Here is a 21621-nt window from a genome sequence, read left to right as displayed (position 1 = left end):
AAAAAAATCCGAACGAGTTGGATCCTTTATCAAGAATCTCGATTCATTGTTCGGATTTTCTTTCCACTAAAATACTTTTGTCTCAGCCTCTTGATATCACAACCACTCTGGGCATGAAGAACCTCGAGGAACGAGAACCGTCTTATATTCCCCTGGAGTTTCCGACATTTCGATTTGTTCTGTAAGCCCTTGGTACAATCCTAAAGGTGTTTGAGCTGTAAAGAGATCCGGTGCAATGTACTCATGCTTCTCTGACGAACCAGCTGTTTGATGAGCGTATGTTTTGTCATAGATGCCCATTGATAAAATCCATAAAGATACACGATCTAATGATACACGCACGCGGTAGCTGCCTCCTTCTTTTGCTCTTCTTTCTAGTGCCATTAAAGCACCGACTTCAAGCAGCCAAGAAACCGCATAATCATTGACAACTACAATAGGAGGCAGCTTAGGATTTTCTGGCGACCCTTCTAATGCCATGACTCCCGTTACACTTCCCGCTGTTTGGTCAAATCCATTTCTTTTCGCCCACTCTCCTTGCGTTCCGTGCAGGTTAACGGTACAGTGGATGATTCCTGGTTTTAGTTCGGCACACTCTTCAGCTGTTAAACCGTATCTCTCTAGAAATCCGTATCGATGGTTCGCAAAAAAGATATCGGCTCCTTGTAGCATTTCAACCATTTTTTCTTTTCCTTCTTTTTCACCGATATCCAGCGTTGAAGAGCGCATTCCGACATTAGACGTAGCGTAAATCGTATCATGCTCCCAATCCGTTGGCTTCCAAATATTTAAGACGTCGGCACCGTGTAAGGCGAGAGCTCGACCAAATCCTGCTCCTGCAATAACATGACCAAGACCTAATGCTCGAATACCGTCTAGCGGCGTTTTAGGATTCTTTGAAAAAGGAATCGGCTCACTTTCTCCAATCTTTTCAATTTCAATTAAAGGAAGCTGCGCTACTTCTTCATACACGGACTCATTCATAAACTCTTCAATTGTCCGCACAACAGGCATGATAACTCCTCGCTCCGCTGCAGCTTTTTCTAATTCTTCTGCATTCCATCCGCGAATTTCTTTTGCCACTGCATCAGGGTCTTCTATACCATTTAACAGCTTTAGCGTTTCATGCTTGGAGCGTGGATATGGATTCAGCGGCATCACCCATTTGTCATCTTTTGTTTGATAAAAGCGAAAGCCTAATGGGTTATATGGATCATTTGCTTTACTTGGTGCGTACCCATTAAGCTTTTCCCATTTTTTATCGTAAAAAGGTGATAATCTTCGGATAGCTTTTCGTAAATCCATATGAATATCTTGACCTTTTCCGCCTCGTATTCTCCAAATTTTTGAGACAGCTACTGATTTAGCAACTAGTGCAATAGCTGCTGCTGAGGCAAGGCGCAGCATACTAGGAACAACCGGATCTTCTCCGTAAAACGTAATGTTTCCTCCACTGTCTTTTGCTGATAAACCTGCTCCTTGAAGCACATTTTCAAGCTCTTGATAGATATCAAAATCACTATTATCCGTTAAACGATTTTCATTTGCTTTCACAATAGATTTTGTTAGCTGATCTTTCGTAATGTTGCTCACGTATAACCCCTTCTTTCCTCATATAATTACCTCATTATGTCCCTGCTTGCTGAAGTTATGCCCTCGTCGAGTTAAATCAAAGCACTTTAATATAACCTTTACGTTAACGTTAATATTATCTTAAAACGAATGTATCATACATCACTTAGGCGAACAAATAATTTGTTTCATAGACAAACAAAAGCGCTTTATGTTTTTTTACATAAAACGCTTTTGTCCTACTTCATATTTTCTTTTTTGAACTACTTTTCGATTGGTTTTTTTAATGCATGCAAGTTTTCTTCTGCAGAAAGCATCACTTGGTTCATAATATCTTCTGCATCTTTAATTGCTTGGTTATAAAAGTGAGGGCCGATATTTTCTTTAATAAACTCTAATACATTTTCCGCAGCAAATTCACTGATTTCTTCATCTCGTTCGTTATAAAAAAACGTTTGAATTTCATTCAGCATTTTATCTTTATCTTCTTTTGAAAAATTAATAAACATAAACAAAACTCCTCTTTACATTGATATCTGTCTACCTGACATCATAGCAAGAGGAGCTGAGAAAATGCAGTCTTTTTTTCTTGTTGTTTTTGTGTACAATGCTTGTGCTGATTTGAATTAGCTAGGCACCTTCATAGCCGTTTTTTCTTTTATGCGGCCTGAGCGCTTTTTCATATCTTGTAAAATTTCTAAATATCTCTTTTCCGTCAACTCATATTTTGCCAGTGGGACAAGTGATAACAAGCAAAGAATCCCCGGAATGATTGTAAAGATTAAAGCGATCCAAATGAGCGTGCTGTGTGACTGAATTTGATTTGGCACGTATCCTACTGCTGAAAGGATGTACCCGCCTACTGCTCCCCCCACTGCTGAAGCAACCTTTGTTTTGAAAATATTCGTAGAAAATACCATTCCTTCCGCTCGGTTCCCCGTTTTCCACTCTCCGTATTCTACACAGTCAGCGAGCATAGATGTTTGAGCAATGTTGCTAACTCCACCGCCGAAAGAAGCTAAAAAGCTTAAAATCATTACAGGCATAACGTGAAAACCGGTTACAAACATTGTAAGAGTGGCTACAGCATTTAGGGCAATTCCCCCTATTGCTGCGCGTTTCTTTCCAAATTTGTTTGAAATGAAAGGAGACGCGATCGCTCCTACAATTTGTGCTGTAAAAAATAAGGTTAAATAAAGAGACGCGATATTCTCTGCATTTAAATTGTATTTAAAATAGTAAATAGAAAACGTAGTTCGAATTGTTAAAATCGTTTCAACTAAAAGCATCGAGAAAATTAGATAACGCAACGGTTTATTTTGAATAAATAAGTTCCAAACTGCTTTTGGCGTCTGCTTTTCCTGTCTTTTTACGGTATAGTTTTCTTTTACTCCTGAAAATGTAATAATCATTGTAATCATTAAGATACACGCATAAATAAGACTAAGTATAAACCAGTTTCCAAAATAATGAGCTAGTGGAAGAGTTAATAAACTAGCAAATAAAGACCCTACTGCTGCAATGGTTCTAGGAAACGCCACTACTTTATTTCGTTCTTTTACATCTTGTGTAATCGTTGCTGAAAGCGACCAATAGGGAATATCCATAATAGCAAAGCTTGTTCCCCATGCGATATAGGTGATATAAGCGTAAATTAATTTTCCTGTATGAGAAAGATCAGGACTAATAAAACACGCGACTGTAGCAACTGCTGCAAAAAATCCGCCTATTAAAAGATACGGCCTAAACTTACCAAATCTCGTTTCTGTATTATCAACAATCATTCCGATAATAATGTCTGCAATTCCATCCCATATTCTCGCAATAAGAAATAAAGTTCCTACGGCTGCAGCATTTAGTCCTACGCTATCCGTATAAAAAATCATTAAATATGTACTTGTTAATGCATAAATAATATTGTTTCCAAAACTCCCCATTCCGTATGATAATACGGTTTTTAGAGAAACTTTTGACTGTACCCCCATGCTCATATAACTTAACTCCCTTCTCCTATAAAACGCTTTCATCTCATTGGTGACTAGAATCTCATTGCTTTTTGAGATTCTAGTCTTCTATTACGGCTGTATATTTTCCACAACTCGACTTTCGTAAGGCTGCAGAACAATATCTTTAAACACTTTTACTTCGGGCGTATGGTTCATAAGAAAGGAATAACTCTTCTCTCCAAGCTTGCGAGGATATACTTCAATTCCCTCTTCACTTTCCGTATGCTCAATATGCTGCTGTTTTACAATATCAAGCGCAATTTTTTCAAAAGTCTGCTCTTCAATTCCACAGCCTACATAATAAACCGTCCCGCGACCAAACTGATTTTTTGTTACAGCCGCTTGATTATAAAATGGATCGTCATACTCATACAGCACTTCAGCTGTTACAGGTGTGATAATGTCTCTCCACACGGACACACTTGCTTGTTCTCCTTCATACGGTCCTACCCCTTTAATAGCTGCTTTCTGAGTAGAAGATAGTGCTTCCACTTCATGAATTTCAATCCCTGTTATTTCTTTTACATATCCGGGCAGCGTCTGTTTAAAGTGAATATTATTTTGTTTGTCTTTAATGCCGGTTCTAAACGTAAAAACGATGACGCCTCCGTTTTCAGTAAATTCAGTAAATCTTTTACCTAGTTCTTCATCAATGATTTGCAAAGCCGGAACAACTAGTACTTTATAGCTTGAAAAATCTCTTGCAGCAGGAATAACATCAATAGGTATATTCAACTTATAAAACGGTGTATATCCTCTAAGAAGCTCCTGCGTAAAGTCAAATCCTTCACTTTGCTGCTGAAAGCGCCATGACCATATATTTTCATAGTCATACAAAACGGCAACATCGGATTTAATACCAGACTCAAGTACATGTTCATAATGAACGATTTCACTAAATAACGACTGAACTTCTTTGTAGCGTCTTCCATAATGATTATCGTGACCTACAACTCCATAGCAGTATTGCTCGGCTCCTCTTGTCATTCCGCGCCAACGGAAATACAGCATATTCGTACATCCATGAGCAAACGCCTGATAAGACCACATTTTTGCCTGGTTAGGTCGCGGAAGATAACCGATGATATCATGACCTTGAGCGCCCATTAATTCCTCTACAATCCAGAAGTTTTTATGTAGCAAACCTCTATTAAAATCATGCCCTAGTGCAATATGAGCCGGGGTAATGGGCTCTGTTTGACCGCCCCATACCGGATAATTGTCATAAGATACAAAGTCCATTACTTCTAGATTTTCTTCATGATCAAACCATTTATCAAAAAAGCCCCCTGATACGTTCGTTGTCAACAGCTGGTGATCACCTTTATATTTCTTCACAATCGCTGTTTGTTCGTGAGCGTATCTGTTTAACGAAAAAGAACGAAAGCGCGCCCAGTCAAGCTTTAGCGAAGGGCTGTGTGTCGTAATTGTTTTTACGGGCATAGGCACTTCAGTAAACTCGTTATATGTTTGTCCCCAGAAAATAGTGCCATACTTTTCATTTAGCTCATTGATATCTTTATATTGTCTTTCCAAAAACTGCTGAAACTCTTTATGACATTGTTCGCAGTAACACATGTCACTGCCTTCATGGCCAAATTCATTGTCAACTTGCCATGCTACAATTGCTTCTTCTGAGCAGTAGTGCTTTACGAGTTGTTCTGTAATCTGAGCGCTATACTTTCGGTAAAGGGGCGAATTAAAACAATATTGACGTCTTCCTCCAAAGGCTCTGACCGCCCCGTTTTCATCTTTTGATAAAATAGAAGGATGCTGCTTCGCAAGCCAAGCCGGAAAAGTGGCAGTAGGCGTACCAAACATAACATCAATATTCTGTTTTTTAAGCTTATTGATAACGCTATCAAAAAAGGAGAAGTCATATTCACCTTCTTTAGGCTCCATTAGGTGCCAAGCAAACTCTCCTATTCTTACCATGTTTGATCCTAGCTCTTTAATGCCTTGGATATCTTCTTCTATCATATTTTCTGGCCAATGTTCAGGGTAATAATCGACACCGATGTACATTTTTCTCTACTCCTATCTATTTCTTTATTTCATTAAATGAACAATTTGCTGCTAACTGTTAAGGTCTACTCGGAAACAGGGATCAAAAGCAAAAAAATCACATTTATTTTCTTCATAAATAAATCTCTATTCAACTTTCAAGATACATACTTTCTAATTTTTTAAAACGCTTACAAGTTTATTTTATGAACTTTATTCAAAATATTCAATGGTAAAAATTTAGAGAAAAACATCCTTTTTTTGCTCTTTATTAAAATAAAGAATAAAACGTTTACAAAGACAAATGTTTTTATAATTCTTTTATATATCTTCCCTCACACTTACCATATCCACATTCAGGTAATAAATTGCTTATAAAATAATCAGCAAAAGTAATTTCTTTCATACATGTTATCTATCAATTAGTTAGAGTCATTTGACTTATCTATAAAATAGTAAAAATTACAGAGCAGGTTTTTACCATTATTAACACATTAAATCTACCTTCACCATCACAACAAAAAAAGACCGCACAATTAATCAATAATCTCGATTAATTATGCGGCTACTTCTGGGGCTAAGATACTCTTGTTCCGCCTTTTACTTGCAGCTGATTATAAACACACCTTTTACCGGTTTGTGTTCATGCAGCTTCCATTTATACAAAGCTCTTCAAACGCAGGATCCTTTACATTTTCCATCAATAATGATGTTGCAACATGCTGGAAATTAGAATGACGAATCGTTAGGTTTGTGACGGGAGAACGTTCATAGGCTCGAATCCATAAGCCGTATTTGCCTCCGTTGCTTTGCAAATTCTTATGAAGACTTTTTTACATAGAACTTATGCAGGGGTAATAAGGCGAACGGCTGTCTTTAATGCTATAATTAATTTCGTATGCGAAATATCACTGTTAGCATTTAAATCATACATAGCCGCTGCACCTTATTTTCGTATCATTTAAAATAAAGGAATTTTAAAGAGAAAAGTGAATAGTATAAACATGCACTTTATTTACTATCTCTTTTTAATTTTCATATATTCATTGCTTTTAAAGGAGAGGATATCATGCCAGGAGCAACAAGCATGGTCGTAATCGGGATTACTGCCTTAATTGTATTTGGACCGAGTAAATTGCCGGACATAGGACGAGCATTTGGACATTCCCTGCGAGAATTTAAAAATGCAGCGGAAGGAATTATACAGGATGACGACAAAAAAACTCCAGAGGATACCACTGAAGATAAAGAGGGAAAATCCTAATTTTTATGTAAATAAAAGTTATACAGACTAAAAAGCCCACTTTTCACGTGCAGTGGGTTTCTTTTTTGATGTATGATAGTAAAAAATAGTAAAGAAAGAGGGTAACTTTTTGTTTAAATCGAAACTGCATTTTTGGACATTAGAACTATTAATGATTGCTTTACTAATTTACATTTGTAAACATATTTCGTTTGTTTTTCTACCAATCGGTGTGTTTATCTCCACTTTGTTTTTCCCTATTCTCGTAGCTGGTTTTCTTTTCTTTTTATTCGAACCAATTGTGTCATTTCTCACAAGAAAAAAAGTGCCAAAAACACTGGCCATTTTACTATTATACGTTGTTTTTATCGGCGTAATTGCTTCTATTGTGGGCGGTGTGGGACCTACTTTATCTAAGCAATTAACTGATTTGGCTAAAAATATTCCGTCTTACATTGTAGAAACGAGAGAGTACATAAATGATTTATCTAACTCAAGATGGTTTAACTGGCTCGTTGAACAAAAATATGTGTCGCTCGATCATATTGAAGAGTCACTTTTAAACTACGCGTCTACTTTACCTACGAATCTCACAAACAGTATTTCATCTGTTTTAAGCGTCGTAACGAATATTACACTTACGGTTGTAACCGTTCCTTTCATTCTTTTTTATATGCTTAAAGACAGCCATAAACTTCGTAAAAATACGCTGCGTATGGTTCCTGCTTCTTACCGAAAAGAAACGTTACGTACAATGAAAGAAACAACAAATACGCTAGCTACTTATATTCAAGGCCAAATGCTCGTTTGTTTGTTTGTGGGTATTAGTACATTCATTGGTTACCTCATCATAGGGTTACCCTATGCATTGATACTCGCACTAATAGGAGCCCTTACTAATATTATCCCGTACGTCGGCCCTTTCATTGGCGTAGCACCTGCTTTAATCGTAGGTTTATTATACTCTCCTACAAAAGCGATATTAGTAATTATCGTCGTCGTAATCGTTCAACAGCTAGATGGGAACATTATTTCTCCGCTGGTAATTGGAAAGAAATTAAACACTCATCCTTTAACGATTATTATTTTATTGCTTGTTGCGGGTAATATTGCAGGAATACTCGGAATGATCTTAGCGATTCCGGCTTATGCTGTAACAAAAACAATTGTGATAAATATTGTAAGAATGATTCAATTCAGAAACAAATCTGTCAAATTGTAAAATGCCGAGGCTATCCAATAGAAGCTGGTAAAAAAGCATCTTAGTTGAAGTTAAATCCGAACTATTAATCTGATTAATGGTTCGGATTTTTTGTTGTCATATTGAACATAGGGTTCGTGCAGCTGCTTCTAGCTGTTGATTGGAGGGCAAGGTGAAGACTTCTGCGTGAAAAGCGGAAGTCTTACACGAAACTCAACAGCGGTGTCACAAGCGGTTCAGCTCCTTTATCTCATTTGTTCGTCTTTAGATTGGGGTAATTTCGTTATGTCCTAATGTCTTTTATCTTCCCATGGGTTCAGCACTGACACACCATCAGGTGATTTCCATCCGGATCTTTAAATGTAAACCAATGATTGTGTTGAATTCCTGTCGTTAGCTCTACTTTTTTCTGCTTCATATATTCATAAGCTTCTTTGATATCGTTTGTATTCAAATGAAAAGCTGGCGTTTTAAAAAGCGTATTTTTTGAATAAGTTTTGCTATCTAATACAATTCCTGTTCCATTCATAGGTATCACATATAAATGATCATATAAAATGTCTTCATCTGCTATCAAACCTAGTATGTCACAATACCAATCTCGTGCTTTTTTTATGTCCTTTACAGGAATAAAAACCGTGCCGACTTCATTTAATATAGGGTTCATTTATGACCTCCGGTATAGGTTTAGTAGTTTTACAACGTATTCTCTTTTAATCGCTAATATCCTTTTATTTTGAGATACTTTCTATCAGTCCATTAAACTCGGTAGCAGAATTAGCGGTCTTGCAGACACGTTTATCCTCCATACATAAGCTACACGGCAAATATATATGCTTCATGACCAAATTTAGATTACTAAAAAAGAAAATGAGAAAATCTCCCCCTTCCTCTGCTTTGCACGTGTATAATGAAAAATAGACTATAGATAGTAGCCTTTTTTTGTTTGTAGCATCGAACTTTCGTGCATTACAATAGATTTAAAGCCACTATCCAGCTAAGGATTAAAATGACTAACTTAAGGTTAAGGAGGTTAGATGTGTATGGATTATTCATCTTTACTCATACGCGAAGTCATTGATAGAGTATCTAAATTACGCCTCTTATCTGTTTATAATGAAAGTATAAAAGGTGATTTAGAAAGCACCATCCTCCCTCTTTATCAGCAGCACTTTGAAAATAAAGATGTAAACGAAGCATTGAGGATTTTAAAAAAGGACTTTCTCAATCGTACGAAACGCAGATGGTTAGATGCTGCTATACGCGACTATGAGCAAAAAAAGCCTAAGAAGAATAAAGAGCTGATTGGCGAATACAAAGCGCTAACAGCTTATTATAAAACGAATGGAAAAGAACTCTTTTGCAAACAGTTTGAAAACGTATCATCTCCGGAAGAAGTCATTGATAAACGAATTGGTATCCTACGTGAATGGAGTCAAGAAGATAGCTTCTTCTTAACGGATTATCCTTATATTCATCAAAAAACCAAGACCCAGCGAGAAAAAGCAATCCATACGGATATATCTATTATTATTGGGCTTACTATACTGGACCCAAGCTTCCAAAACGGAAATCATAGTATTATTGAGAGCCCTTTTTCAACTGTAGAGAATCCTTTTTTCTCTAACTCAAGAGCAAAGCTTCTCGTCGAGCAACCCCTATTAGAGAAAGAAGGAAAAGAATATTTCTTAAGTACTTATAACTCTGAAGACGGGACAGATTACGAATTGTTAATAGAAAAAGAATACGCTGAAGAAAATGGAAATAAAATTAGTGATTTAGATCGGTTTGATTATAAAGTGTTTTTAGAGATCATGAGCCAACGCGACGAATTGTTCGCTACACAAAAAATTATTAACGTAAAAATTGGTGACCTTGTGAAAGCACTTTATAAAACAGACAGTAAGCGCAACTATCAGATGATAGAAGAAAGAATTACAAAAATGAAGCACTATAGCATGACAAAAGTACAGCATAATAAGAAAATTGCCTACGGTATTTTTGACTTTGTGGATATTACTACCATGCCCAACGGAACGCGAATTGCTGAAATTCACGTCAATGAAGTGATATATAGAGACTATATTCAACGCCAAACGGTGCGTATTTATAAAAATAAAGTAGAAAAATTAAGTTTAGACGCCGCTTATCATTTGCTATTCGTTATGCAAAAAGAGCGTCTCATTTGCTATGAAACAAAATCTTCATACAATGTCACAAGAGATTATTTATATTTTTCGACAAGAGTCCGCTTTCGAAAAAGACGAAAAAAAGAAAACCTTGTCGAAATTGAAACAGCCTTAGATGAGCTAGTCGAACAAAAACTAGCTGTCCAATCCTATAAAAGAGTGGGCCAAGTGTTTCAGATCACCTTTATTCCTGTGGGAGAAAGTGAAGTAAAAGACTTACTAGCTGGTGATTACGAATATGCTCCCCTTTCTATTTATCAAAACGTAACAAGTTCTATAGGCTAAAAAAGAATGCCCTTATAATCTTTATAAGGGCATTCTTTTTATCTATGTACTATTAATCACTGCATTTTTTGCTCCATATTTCCGTGCGAAAGTGTTTTTTGCTCCAATTCTCCATGTAAACATATTATTTCCCCTGCTAATATAGCTATTAAACTTCACCTTCCTCGTCATTTTGTGAACTTTTTATGTCTAAAAAAGTATTTATAATTGTTTTTTGCTCCAGATCCCCGTGCGAATGTGCCGTTTTTCTTTCTATACTGCATTTACTATAAGTTTGGCTCCAATCTTCCGTGCAAATATGCCACTTTTACATAAATTTTCTTGTGACAGCGACTTTCCCTCTTCGTTTCCTTCTATTTTTTGCTCCACATCTCCGTGCAAAAGTGTTTTTTGCTCCAGATTTCCGTGCAAATATGCCACTTTTTTAAAAAAGCGCGATTTTTTCTGCAAATGTTCATTTATTCTTTGTAAAAATGTGAACTTTATGTGTCTAAAAAAGGGCATTTTTTTGTTTTATGTCCCTATTTTCCGTGCAAATGTGTCACTTTGTCGCCCGAATCTTTATTTTTATCATTTTTGCTCCTATTCTCCGTGCAAATATGTCATTTTTACATCAAATTTTTTTTTGAATTTGTCACATTACGTGTATTTCATCCGTCATAATACGACATTTGTCTTAAGAATGCTGTTTTATCAACGTTTATGAAATATAACACTATTTTTGCTCCACATCTCCGTGCAAATATGTCACCTTTTAAATGGATGTCTCGTCCCTTGGTATCACTAGTCTTTTAAAAAAATGCACCATTTCCCCGTGCAAATATGTCATTTTACAGCCTATATGACTGTGTCTATACTGTAAAAGACGACGTATATAGTTTTGGAAAGGAGGTCACTACATGAGTATACAAAAGCTGTCACTAAAACGGCACACCCTTGTAGCAAATAAACTGCTGATTGTCATGAGCGGCTTAAATAGAAACACGAAACGAGACAACAGCTATTACTATGAAAAACATTCATTTGGTCTTGCGAAAAACTTTGTAGATATAAAGTGGACGGGTTCTCTGATGAAGCAAATTTTAGCTTACGTAGCCAAATGTAACAGCCAAGGTCATATTTCAATTATTTCTGAGCAAGAACTGGCTAATACAATCCAATGTTCCGTTCGGACCGTTCAAAATAATAATAAGCTTTTAGAAGACTATGACATCATTCGCTGGGATCGTTTATGGGGAGACTATATTCAAGTTTCTTTAAACAACTATTTAGAGGATTTTTTAGATTTACATATAAAAGAAGCTGCTGATGTTCAAAACATATCATATAATCCTGAAATGCTTGATGAAGATAACAATACATATACTTCAAAAGGCGGTTATACTTCTGTTTCGATGGAAGTGATTTATCAATTGCTGGCTATTAAAAATATTAACATGCTGCGCCTGGCTTTACGTGCTTTGTATGTATACGAATCTGATGTAAACGTAAAGAAAGATTCAGAAGCCCTTTTATCTTACACCGAGGTAAAACACATTCTTCCAAAATACATTGGCTATAAAGCTGCTATTAAAGAAATGGCTAGTAAATTGAATAAAATTTTCCGTATCGATGTGCTAGAAAAAGATGATTGTGTCAAAACATTATTAGAAGAAAAGCAGCCAAGAAAATCAATTATTGAAAAAATCAAGGATGGTTTTATTTTAAGCTTCAATTTAACTGGTGCTCATGATAGTAAAAAACAAAAAGAAATCGAAAAAATCCGTGGAGAGCATGCATTTACTCAGTTTAAGAATTTCTTTAAATCTTTTGGCCATTATTCCATTAAAAAAGAAGATATTCATTCCATTGTGCATGAGTTCGGTTTAGATATAATCGAAAAATCATTAACGTCCGTTCAGCGTTACTTACAACAAACTTACATAGAAGAAAGTATGGATGCATTTCGCCCTCTTGTGCATGAAATGGAGTCAAACTTCTTTACGTATATCCGCAAAATTGCCAACGGGTATTATCAGGCAAAAATTAACGCTCTATAATACTCTTTTTTGTTATGCCTTTTTTTACTCACCTCTACTTTATTTCCCTCCTATTCTTTCTTTCTCTTTAACTTACTAAAATATATTTGTCTATTAACTATAATAAATCCCTTTAAATGATAATGATTTTCATTCCCATGAAAAAAATCAACTAAATGAACAAAAAATACAATAAATAAACGTTATTTTCCGATCGATTGCGTAGAAAATATGGCTGTTATAAAAAAATCCTATATTTTTTCGTGAAAATTCTTGTAGTAAACTGCAGTTTTTTTGATTGCTTTATTCCCTTTAACCTCAGTCAGCAGAAGGCTTTTATCCATATAAGTTTTAGCAATGTTTATAATTTCTTTAATTTCTTTTTAATGTCTTATAAATGTCTAGTAATTTCTATAAAATAATGAGCAGCAAATAAATAATATTTTTTATACACGGAGACATTAAGCTCCTATACAAATTGTAATCATAAGTTGGGTTAGTTTAATGACTATCAAATATAAAGGCAAATTATTTAATTAGTTGGAGTTTAAATGATTTCTATCTACCGCTTCCGGTGGTGTTTCCATCCAGCCGTTTTCCATCATAATATCCGCTGCATCTTTTACAAATAAAGCACGGAAAATAAAAAAGAGCTGTTTTATACGTCGTATTTCTCACGTATAAAACAGCTCCGCCTGTTATTCACTTATTTTCATGAAGCTCTATTGTCTGCACATTATTCACCGCGTTCAATTACTAGTTAGCTGGACTTCTTTCTTATCTTCAGTTTCTTCTATTTCCGCTTCTTTTATATTCACAAAAGGTTGATCAGCAACGGTCACAAGCTCGCCGCCGCAAGCATGGCGAACAACGGTTACTAGCTCTGGAAAAGCGGGGAATTTGCCGTATAACGTTTTTAAAGGAAGTGCACCTTTACATATCTTACTGTTATGTGGTTCATACCCTTTGAGCGTATCAAGCAATAATTGTTCGCCACTTTCAGTCAATTTGATGTAGGTGTTTCTTTTATCATTTTCTCTTTTGGACAAGTGCAGATATCCTTGATTTTCTAATTTTTTCGAAAAATTAAACGCTGTAGAGATATGCATAGCTCCTAAATTAGCTAACTCTGACATAGAGATTTCTCCCGTGTTACTAGCTAAACATAAAATATGATGCTCATTTACGTTTAGTCCATAAGGTTTCACCCATTGCTCCCAGTCATCTTCCGCAGCTCTCCAGATGGCTTTACTTACCTGCATTAATTTGAATCCAAACAATGATGCATCTTTTATTGTGTATTCACTTTCTTGTTCTTGTTTCGACATACTATCATTCCTTATTTGTAGGCTGTTGTAAGTTAGTTTATTTTTAAAACGCGTAAAAACATTTTTATTTCATCTAATTTATCAGTATACCTACAAAATCAGACGAAAAAATACACGTACAGTTTGATTTATCAGCTTTATTCCACAAAATTTCTACAATTCTGAAGAAGTGTCTACCAACTAAAAAGAGGTACTTACTTTATTTTCATTAAAAAAAGTAATACGCGTCTTTTTACTTACTAATAGATGATGCGGATTCCAAGTGAGCAAATGCTTGTTCTAAGTCTGCAATTAAATCTTCCGTATCTTCAATTCCTACAGATATGCGAACCAGTCCTTCAGATATTCCAAGAGCTTTACGTTCTTCAAGCGTACATTCTACGTGGCTAGTCGTTCTTGCTGGTCCATAAATTGTTTCAACCGCTCCTAAATTGCCGGCTTTATTTGCATACGTTAACTTTGGCAGCAAAATTTTAATAGCTTCCATTTCTCCTTTTAAAACAAAGCTTAATATTCCGCCAAAGCCTTTCATTTGTTTTTTGGCAATATGATAATGAGGGTGTGTTTCCAATCCAGGATAATAGACGGCTTCAACCGCTTCTTTCTTTTGAAGAAATTTAGCAATTTCCAAAGCGCTTTGCTCTTGTTGACGTATACGTAATTTTAACGTTTTCATTCCTCTTAAAATAAGATACGCTGACATGGGATCCATGGTCGCGCCATTGATCTCACGGTAGTGATACACATGCTTCATTAATTCTTTAGAGCCGCATACTGCTCCTCCTAAGGCATCCGCATGTCCGCTTAAAAATTTTGTTGCGCTGTGAATGACAAGATCTACCCCTAATTGAAGAGGGTTTTGATTAATGGGTGTTGCAAACGTATTATCAATAATGACGACTGCCCCTGCAGATTTTCCTGCTTTTGCTATTCTTTCAATATCAATAATTTTCATCGTAGGATTTGTAGGTGACTCTAAATATAGCACTTTACACCCTTTATTTACTTCCGCTTCAATTTCTTCATGATTTCCCGTATTGCATAAGGTTACATCAACTCCGATGTTAGGAAGGAACTCAGTGAAGATTTTATTTGTTCCTCCATATGTATCTTTTACCGATACGACGCGGTCTCCAGGTTTTAAAAACGTGTATAATGTGCTGCTAATAGCCGCCATGCCGGAGGAAAATGCGACCGCTTCTTCTGCTTCTTCAAGTATCCTTACTTTTTCTTCAAAAGCTTTAACTGTAGGATTACTCATGCGATTATACGTATAGCCTGGTTTGTTTCCTAAAGCAACTTCTTGCCATTCGTCTACATCATCATAATTGTAAGCTACGCTGAAGACGACGGGAACTTGAGTGGCATTGTAAGCAAGGGATTCTTTTTCTCCTGCCCATACCGCTTTTGTTCCGTCTTGTACATTTTTAAACTGTTTGTCTGTCATTCACTCATCACCTCTGATTTTATTAATTAGATAATGATTAGATTATATATTGTATACAATATACTGTATATAGTACAGAATAATCTGATAATAAAATAACCATACTTACCTTATTCAATTTAAAGAGGTTAAGACATAACGAAATGAATCCAATCTAAAGACGAAAAAATAGGATAGATGAGCTGAACCGCTTATGACACGGCAGTTGATTTCCGTGCAAGACTTCGCTTTACGCAGGCGCTGAGCCACCTCGTCGCATACGCTCCTGTAGGGTCTCATTTGTTCCGCTTTTCCCGCAGGAGTCCTTGTCTTGCCCTCCAATCAACTGCTAGAAAGACCTAAACAAAACGAACATATGTTCATGTTAACAAAAAACGAACCACTAATCAAAAATCTTGATAAATGGTTTGTTTTTTACTTCGTCTAAAATACTTTTGGCCCAACCTCTTTTTTTATTCGGCTTTCACTAAAATTTTCACCTGTTCTTTTTCTTTTAACAATGTCTCAAAACCTTCTTCAATTACATTCTCTAGCTTGATACGTTTTGTCACCAGTTTATCAGCCGAAAAATAGCCTTTTGCCATTAAACTAATAACCGCTGGAAATACATCGCGGTAGCCAATAATACCTGTTACTGTACGCTCTTGTAAAACGATTGTTTGGGGATGAATGGACGCTTCTTTTTCAAATATGCTAACAATCATTGTCTCCCCGCCACTTTTGGTAGAATTAATGGCTTGAGTTAAAACTAAGGGAACACTTGTCACTTCATAGGAAACGTCTACACCTCCGCCTGTGCGCTTATGTACTTCTGCTACGGGGTCGTATTCTTGCGGGTTAATGGCAATCGCCCCAAGTTCTTCAGCTTTCTGTCTGCGCTGTTCCGATAGTTCGATCGCATAAATTTCAGATGCACCAGATGCTTTTAACGCTTCAATAACTAGCAAACCGATTGGCCCCGTCCCAAATACGGCGGCTTTATCTCCTACCTTTAGTTTGCTTTGACGCACAGCATGAAGAGCCACAGCTGAAGGCTCTACGAGAGCTCCTTGCTCGTAAGACACCACTTCCGGTATTTTATGAATCATTTCTACCGGTATGGAGGCATACTCAGAAAAACCTCCGCCACCTCCGGCAAGACCATAAAACCCCATTTTATTACAAAGATTATACTTTCCTTGTTTACAGTTTTCACACTCTCCGCATGCATAGATAGGTTCTACCACTACTCTGTCTCCGACTTTTACATTCGTAATACCTTCTCCGATTTCTACAACTTGTCCAGAAAATTCATGCCCCAGTACAACCGGAGCTTTATCTTTGCTTAATGGATGGAGTTCTTCTGTAGGAATAAAAATGGGTCCTGCCGTGTACTCATGCAAATCACTTCCGCAAATTCCACACCATTCTACTTTAATTTTCACTTTTCCTTGAGAGACAGTAGGTTCTGCAATATGTTCTAACCTTACATCTTTAACGCCATGCCATCTTAATGCTTTCATTCTACTCAGCTCCTATCCTTATTTAAAAATTTAAAACAGCTACGAACTCTCAGCTTACAAATTGAATTTTTTTAATCTGTTATAAAATGTACTTCTTGGTATATCTAACAGCTTAGCGGCAAGTGACACATTTCCCTGTGTTTTACGTAAAGCATCCATCATTAAGTCTTTTTGAACTTTTTCACGAAATGTGAGTACGGGGAGGGACGTAAAATCATTGTCTTCTATTTCTTGTGAAGTATCAGAGTTAGAGATGTTCTTTTGGCCACCAAGATTTAAAGAACTCAAATAATTCAATATCTTCTCTTTTTCTGCTTCTGTTTTAAGCGAGATCTTCAAGCGTTCAAGTACATTAAATAATTCTCGAATATTGCCGGGCCACTGATAATCTATTAATTTATCTACTAATTCCTTGGGGAAATTCATATTCCAAGCATTCTTTTGACAAAAGTAGCGCATCAGATGTGGAATATCTTCTTTCCTTTCTCTCAAAGGCGGAACATGCACGGGATACACGTGGAGCCGGTAATATAAATCTTCTCGAAACTTCCCTTCACTGACAAGTTGACGAAGATCTCGATGAGTAGCGGTAATAATCCGGATGTCTACCGGAATTTCCTGATTACTTCCAACAGGCGTTACCTTGCGCTCTTGCAATACTCTTAACAAAGAAACTTGCATAGAATGAGGAAGTTCACCTATTTCATCAAGAAAAATCGTACCGTGATTAGCCAGCGCAAACTTTCCTTGATATCCTTGACGCCGTGCTCCTGTAAATGCTCCATCCACATAGCCAAATAATTCACTTTCCATAAGTTCTTTCGGAATAGCACCACAATTAAGAGCAATAAAAGGCCCGTTTTTACGCGAGCTGTTTTCATGAATTGTTTGAGCTATTACTTCTTTTCCGGTACCTGTTTCCCCTAAAATATAGACAGTTGTATCCGTAGGAGCCGCATGCTTTATTTCTTCTAGTGTTTGCTGAAAGGAACGGCTTATGCCTGCTTCTCCTTTAAAAGAAAATGATTGAGCAGGGATCTGTGTAGTTGTTTGGTTGTGGTGCGCTTCTTCTGATAAATAAATAATCTTTCCAATAGAATGACCGTGTCTTTTTGAGGTTACAGGCACTTCCATCACTATACGAAATCCCTGTTGTACAATCGTATTTAACTGCAGACCTGACCATTTTGGTATACATTCTCGCACGGTTTTGCTTGCTCCCACAATCACTTCTTTGTAATTGCAAAGCAACAAGAGCTGTTTGCTATCAACAAAATTCATAGAAGCGTGAACCAACTCAATTTCGTCTTTGTGCATTCGAATGCTTAACTCCCGCTCAATTGTATACGCAATGGACGTAACCATCCCAAGTGTATAAGGGTGAGCTCTGTTTACAGGACAAGAAATATTAATAATCCCAATTAAATTTCCGTCGTCATTTCGAACAGGCGCTGCCGAACAGCTCCATTGATGCGAAGCAATCGAATAATGTTCTGTACCCGTTATCATAATAGGCTCTTCCGTTTGCAGAGCCGTACCGATTGCATTTGTGCCTACTTCTTTTTCTGTCCAACAGGCACCTTCCACAAAATTAATTTTCCTTGCTTCATTCAGTGTAAGTCTATTTCCTGTAATAGATAAAATATAGCCTTCTGGGTCAATTAATAAAGCAACCATTCCTAAGTCCGCCGCTGATTGTCTGATTCTTTCTAAGTGTGGCAAAGCCGTCTCAAGAAATAAAGAGTTCATTTGTTTTCGAGAATGAAAGTCTTCATTTCTTAAAATCGATCTGCCTTTATCTAGGTAAGGATTAACATCTGCGCTTTTACAACGATGCCATGACTTTACAATAATGTCGTTTAATCTTGAAGATTCAAGTGCTCCTTCGTTTACAAAACGTTTCCATGTGTTTAAAGAAAGTGTGGATTCCATTTCTGACCTCTCCCCTATAAACTTAATTGAATATAGTAAATCAAGGCTTGTTACCATTATTATAAATCACAAAGAAAACGTTATCATTACCAAATGATAGATTTTTAAACTCACGTTATGTAAAAATTAATAAAGAAACTAGACGAGGATGCAGGAAAACTACTATACCGCTTCCGTGATTCCTTCATCCTCTAGTTATCTTTTTGAATCATTCATTTTTACTTTTCATCCTCAAAGAGTTTAATAACTTGGGCACCTGCGTAATCAGGAGTGAACGGCCTGACCCGCCGACTGCAAAAGAGCTTCGTGAATGGCTTCAGATAATGTAGGGTGGGCAGCGATAAAGTCTTCCATTATATCTGTGGTCAGCTCTCCGTGCATCATAATGGTTCCTTGTCCAATTAATTCTGTAGCATATGAACCTACAATGGAAAGCCCAATAATTTCATTAAACTGCGGTTCTACGATTACTTTCACTTTTCCAACGGACTCATTTGCAATCATTGCTTTACCATTTGCCGTAAACGAGAATTCTCCGACGCGAATATCGCCGTATTCGCTTCGAGCCTGCTTTTCTGTCATACCGACACTTGCAATCTCAGGGTGAGTATAAATGCAGCGGGGTACAGCTCGATAATTTACGCTCTTATCTTTTCCGCATGCGTGCAAAGCAGCAACTGTGCCTTCATGAAAGGCGACATGAGCAAGCTGAATTCCGCCAACTACATCTCCACAAGCATAGATATTAGGTATATTCGTTTGCATATGCTCATTAACATCAATTCCTTGTTTTGAAAAATGTACGCCAACCTGTTCTAAACCCAAACCTAGCACTCTAGGTTTTCTTCCAATTGAAATTAATGCATACTCAGCCTGCAGTTCATGCAGCTCTTCTTTGTGTTTAAATAGAGCTGTTTTATCTTTTGGCTGCATTTCTGTTAACGAAGAGGATGTATAAATTGCCACGCCTTTTTTCTCTAATTCTTCCTGTAACGTAAATGCGATGTCGGCATCTTCACCAGGAAGCAGCTGATCTGCCGCTTCCACAATCGTTACTTTTGTTCCCATTTGGCTGTAAATGCTTGCAAATTCACATCCAATTACACCCCCTCCTACTATTAAAAGAGATGAAGGGATAGCAGGCAGCGACATTGCTTGTTTACTGTGAATGATCCACTTTCCATCAAAAGGAGCAAATGGCAGGCTAACAGGTTCTGAACCCGCAGCAATAATAAACTGTTCAGCCTCTATCTCTTCTACGTGATTTTCGTTTCGCACGGCTAGACAATGATTTGTCAAAAAAGAAGCTTCTCCTTTTATGACTTTAATACTGTTCTTTTTCATCAAATAGCTGATTCCCTTGACCAAGTTTTTAACAATGGTTGTTTTATGATGCTGAACGCCATCCCAGTTAATTTTCACTTGTTCTAAAGGAAGATTGATGCCGAATTGCTCAGCTTGCTTGATTTTCTCGTAGGCTTCCGCGCTTGCTAATAATGACTTTGTTGGCATGCAGCCCTCATTTAAACAGGTTCCACCTAAATCTTTTTGTTCGATTAACGTAACTTGTTTTCCTTGCCGGGCGGCAGTGATTGCCGCCACATATCCTGCAGGACCGCCGCCAATGACAACTAAAGGTTTCACGGAATGCACCACCTTTCTATAAGAGTAGTAAAATAGGTTGCTCTAAGTATTGTTTAATAGTTCCAAGGAAATTAGCTGCAGGTGCCCCGTCCAGTACGCGATGATCAAACGTCAGGCTTAAAGGCAGCACGTTTCTTCTTTGTAAATTGTCTCCTTTATACATCGGTACATCTTCAGTAGCTCCAACACCAAGGATTCCTGTTTCAGGCGGATTTAATACAGGTGTAAAATACTCTACTCCGTAAGCACCCAGATTAGTAATAGTGAATGTTGAACCTTGCATCCTATCAGTGCTCAGTTGACCTTGCCGAGCATCTGCTGCTCGTGTTTTGATCTCTGCAGCTAATTCAACTAACGACATCTTTTCAGCATGTTGCACAACAGGGACTACTAACCCATTCTCTAAGGCTACGGCCATTCCAAGATGAACATGGTTATAGAGATGAATTTCGTTATCTATATAAGCACTGTTCATTTGTTTATGTTCTTGAAGTGAAAGAACAACAGCGCGAGCAATAAAATCAGTTAGAGATATCTTCACCTTATGGCGTTGTTGGATCAAATCTTTGATTTCCCGTTGCAGAGACAGCAAATCCGTCACGTCAGCTTTCATATTAATCGTTAATTGGGCACTGTTTAATAAACTATTATGCATTCGACTTGCAATGACTTTTCTCATACCCGTTACTGGAAGCGTTTCTTTTTTTATAGCTTTATCTATTTCTGCTGGTGGACGACTCGCTTCTGAAGCTCTTTCCGCCAGCACTTTCTCTACATCCGCTTTGGTGATTCTTCCTTTTGGTCCTGTGCCTTTAATCGTTTCAACATTAAGGTTTTCAGATTCTGCTATTTTCCGTGCAATTGGTGAAATAAGCACCGTTTCTTTGCTCTTCTTTGATGAAGCTGCGTTTGCTGGCGGCTCTTCTAAAGAAATAGTGGCAGCTACTTCGTTTTTGGGAGCCTGGAGCTCATTTGCTGAACTGTTTTGCTCAGTAAGCTGCTCGTTTGGCTTTCCAACATAACAGATAATCGTTCCAGGAGGCACCCCTACATCTTCTTGCACAAGAATATCAAGAATCACACCGTCCTGCGGAGCTTCAATTTCCATTTCTATTTTTTCAGAATTAATGCTTGCAATCATATCTCCTTTTGAAACGGAGTCTCCAACTTTTTTATTCCATGTCGAAACGGTTCCTTCTTTCATTGCCATACCTAGTTTTGGCATTACAACCTCTGCAGCCATTTGATTC

The 21621-nt window shown here is 37.1% G+C and carries 15 protein-coding genes and 1 pseudogene; 4 read left to right on the top strand and 12 right to left on the bottom strand.

What is annotated here, in order from left to right; genetic code table 11:
* Positions 1-96: 96 nt before the first annotated feature.
* The 4 genes from AC0C45_RS19000 to AC0C45_RS18985 all read right to left on the bottom strand — a co-directional run bounded on the left by AC0C45_RS19000 (position 97) and on the right by AC0C45_RS18985 (position 5603).
* Positions 97-1593 carry a CoA transferase gene (locus tag AC0C45_RS19000; protein ID WP_472928528.1) on the bottom strand — a complete coding sequence of 499 codons (1497 nt, stop codon included), beginning with the start codon at positions 1591-1593 and terminating at the stop codon, positions 97-99.
* Positions 1594-1835: 242 nt separating this feature from the next.
* On the bottom strand, positions 1836-2081 hold the full coding sequence (locus AC0C45_RS18995) for a DUF2164 domain-containing protein (RefSeq protein ID WP_016763783.1): 246 nt from the start codon (positions 2079-2081) through the stop codon (positions 1836-1838).
* 117 nt (positions 2082-2198) lie between these two features.
* Complete coding sequence (locus AC0C45_RS18990) at positions 2199-3563, bottom strand: glycoside-pentoside-hexuronide (GPH):cation symporter (protein ID WP_237893898.1); 1365 nt, start codon at positions 3561-3563, stop codon at positions 2199-2201.
* Between the two features lie 84 nt (positions 3564-3647).
* Complete coding sequence (locus AC0C45_RS18985; protein ID WP_047931927.1) at positions 3648-5603, bottom strand: beta-galactosidase; 1956 nt, start codon at positions 5601-5603, stop codon at positions 3648-3650.
* Positions 5604-6651: 1048 nt separating this feature from the next.
* Here AC0C45_RS18985 and AC0C45_RS18980 point away from each other — a divergent pair.
* Positions 6652-6846, top strand: coding sequence for a twin-arginine translocase TatA/TatE family subunit (locus AC0C45_RS18980; protein ID WP_047931928.1), 195 nt, complete (start codon positions 6652-6654; stop codon positions 6844-6846).
* A 109-nt stretch (positions 6847-6955) separates the two neighbouring features.
* Positions 6956-8047, top strand: a complete 1092-nt coding sequence (locus AC0C45_RS18975; RefSeq protein ID WP_016763781.1) for an AI-2E family transporter — start codon at positions 6956-6958, stop codon at positions 8045-8047.
* A 295-nt stretch (positions 8048-8342) separates the two neighbouring features.
* Here the strand turns inward: AC0C45_RS18975 and AC0C45_RS18970 are convergent, their stop codons facing one another.
* Positions 8343-8693 (bottom strand): VOC family protein, encoded by a 351-nt coding sequence (locus AC0C45_RS18970; protein WP_047931929.1) that lies wholly within the window; start codon positions 8691-8693, stop codon positions 8343-8345.
* Positions 8694-9069: 376 nt separating this feature from the next.
* Here AC0C45_RS18970 and AC0C45_RS18965 point away from each other — a divergent pair, with 376 nt between their 5' ends.
* Positions 9070-10500, top strand: coding sequence for a hypothetical protein (locus AC0C45_RS18965; RefSeq protein WP_013082784.1), 1431 nt, complete (start codon positions 9070-9072; stop codon positions 10498-10500).
* An 899-nt stretch (positions 10501-11399) separates the two neighbouring features.
* Entirely contained in the window at positions 11400-12539 is a 1140-nt protein-coding gene (locus tag AC0C45_RS18960) for a hypothetical protein (RefSeq protein WP_034652815.1), read from the top strand.
* Positions 12540-13267: 728 nt separating this feature from the next.
* Here AC0C45_RS18960 and AC0C45_RS18955 read toward each other — a convergent pair.
* The 7 genes and pseudogenes from AC0C45_RS18955 to AC0C45_RS18925 form a co-directional block, all read right to left on the bottom strand.
* On the bottom strand, positions 13268-13846 hold the full coding sequence (locus AC0C45_RS18955; protein WP_047931930.1) for an HTH-type transcriptional regulator Hpr: 579 nt from the start codon (positions 13844-13846) through the stop codon (positions 13268-13270).
* A gap of 232 nt (positions 13847-14078) precedes the next feature.
* Positions 14079-15293, bottom strand: a complete 1215-nt coding sequence (locus AC0C45_RS18950) for a cystathionine gamma-synthase family protein (RefSeq protein WP_128820468.1) — start codon at positions 15291-15293, stop codon at positions 14079-14081.
* Positions 15294-15421: 128 nt separating this feature from the next.
* Positions 15422-15618 (bottom strand): annotated as a pseudogene (locus AC0C45_RS18945) (hypothetical protein).
* Between the two features lie 127 nt (positions 15619-15745).
* Positions 15746-16795, bottom strand: coding sequence for a 2,3-butanediol dehydrogenase (locus AC0C45_RS18940; RefSeq protein ID WP_016763773.1), 1050 nt, complete (start codon positions 16793-16795; stop codon positions 15746-15748).
* Positions 16796-16849: 54 nt separating this feature from the next.
* Complete coding sequence (locus AC0C45_RS18935; protein WP_221786728.1) at positions 16850-18727, bottom strand: sigma-54-dependent Fis family transcriptional regulator; 1878 nt, start codon at positions 18725-18727, stop codon at positions 16850-16852.
* Between the two features lie 264 nt (positions 18728-18991).
* On the bottom strand, positions 18992-20371 hold the full coding sequence (gene lpdA / locus AC0C45_RS18930) for a dihydrolipoyl dehydrogenase (RefSeq protein WP_171777356.1): 1380 nt from the start codon (positions 20369-20371) through the stop codon (positions 18992-18994).
* Positions 20372-20387: 16 nt separating this feature from the next.
* Complete coding sequence (locus AC0C45_RS18925; protein WP_047931934.1) at positions 20388-21614, bottom strand: dihydrolipoamide acetyltransferase family protein; 1227 nt, start codon at positions 21612-21614, stop codon at positions 20388-20390.
* Between the last annotated feature and the right edge of the window lie 7 nt (positions 21615-21621).

The sequence above is a fragment of the Priestia sp. VA7 genome, from assembly GCF_055710015.1.
The sequence above is the reverse complement of the archived record's forward strand: the minus strand, read 5'-3'. Positions and strand labels throughout refer to the sequence as shown.

What these genes read in the sequence shown, in the direction of transcription:
- AC0C45_RS18995 (WP_016763783.1), bottom strand. Translation starts at nt 2,081, where the DNA reads ATGTTTATTAATTTTTCAAAAGAAGATAAAGATAAAATGCTGAATGAA.
- AC0C45_RS18985 (WP_047931927.1), bottom strand. Translation starts at nt 5,603, where the DNA reads ATGTACATCGGTGTCGATTATTACCCTGAACATTGGCCAGAAAATATG.
- AC0C45_RS18935 (WP_221786728.1), bottom strand. Translation starts at nt 18,727, where the DNA reads ATGGAATCCACACTTTCTTTAAACACATGGAAACGTTTTGTAAACGAA.
- AC0C45_RS18965 (WP_013082784.1), top strand. Translation starts at nt 9,070, where the DNA reads ATGGATTATTCATCTTTACTCATACGCGAAGTCATTGATAGAGTATCT.
- AC0C45_RS18970 (WP_047931929.1), bottom strand. Translation starts at nt 8,693, where the DNA reads ATGAACCCTATATTAAATGAAGTCGGCACGGTTTTTATTCCTGTAAAG.
- AC0C45_RS18955 (WP_047931930.1), bottom strand. Translation starts at nt 13,846, where the DNA reads ATGTCGAAACAAGAACAAGAAAGTGAATACACAATAAAAGATGCATCA.
- AC0C45_RS18990 (WP_237893898.1), bottom strand. Translation starts at nt 3,563, where the DNA reads ATGAGCATGGGGGTACAGTCAAAAGTTTCTCTAAAAACCGTATTATCA.
- AC0C45_RS18940 (WP_016763773.1), bottom strand. Translation starts at nt 16,795, where the DNA reads ATGAAAGCATTAAGATGGCATGGCGTTAAAGATGTAAGGTTAGAACAT.
- AC0C45_RS18960 (WP_034652815.1), top strand. Translation starts at nt 11,400, where the DNA reads ATGAGTATACAAAAGCTGTCACTAAAACGGCACACCCTTGTAGCAAAT.
- AC0C45_RS18925 (WP_047931934.1), bottom strand. Translation starts at nt 21,614, where the DNA reads ATGGCTGCAGAGGTTGTAATGCCAAAACTAGGTATGGCAATGAAAGAA.
- AC0C45_RS18980 (WP_047931928.1), top strand. Translation starts at nt 6,652, where the DNA reads ATGCCAGGAGCAACAAGCATGGTCGTAATCGGGATTACTGCCTTAATT.
- AC0C45_RS18950 (WP_128820468.1), bottom strand. Translation starts at nt 15,293, where the DNA reads ATGACAGACAAACAGTTTAAAAATGTACAAGACGGAACAAAAGCGGTA.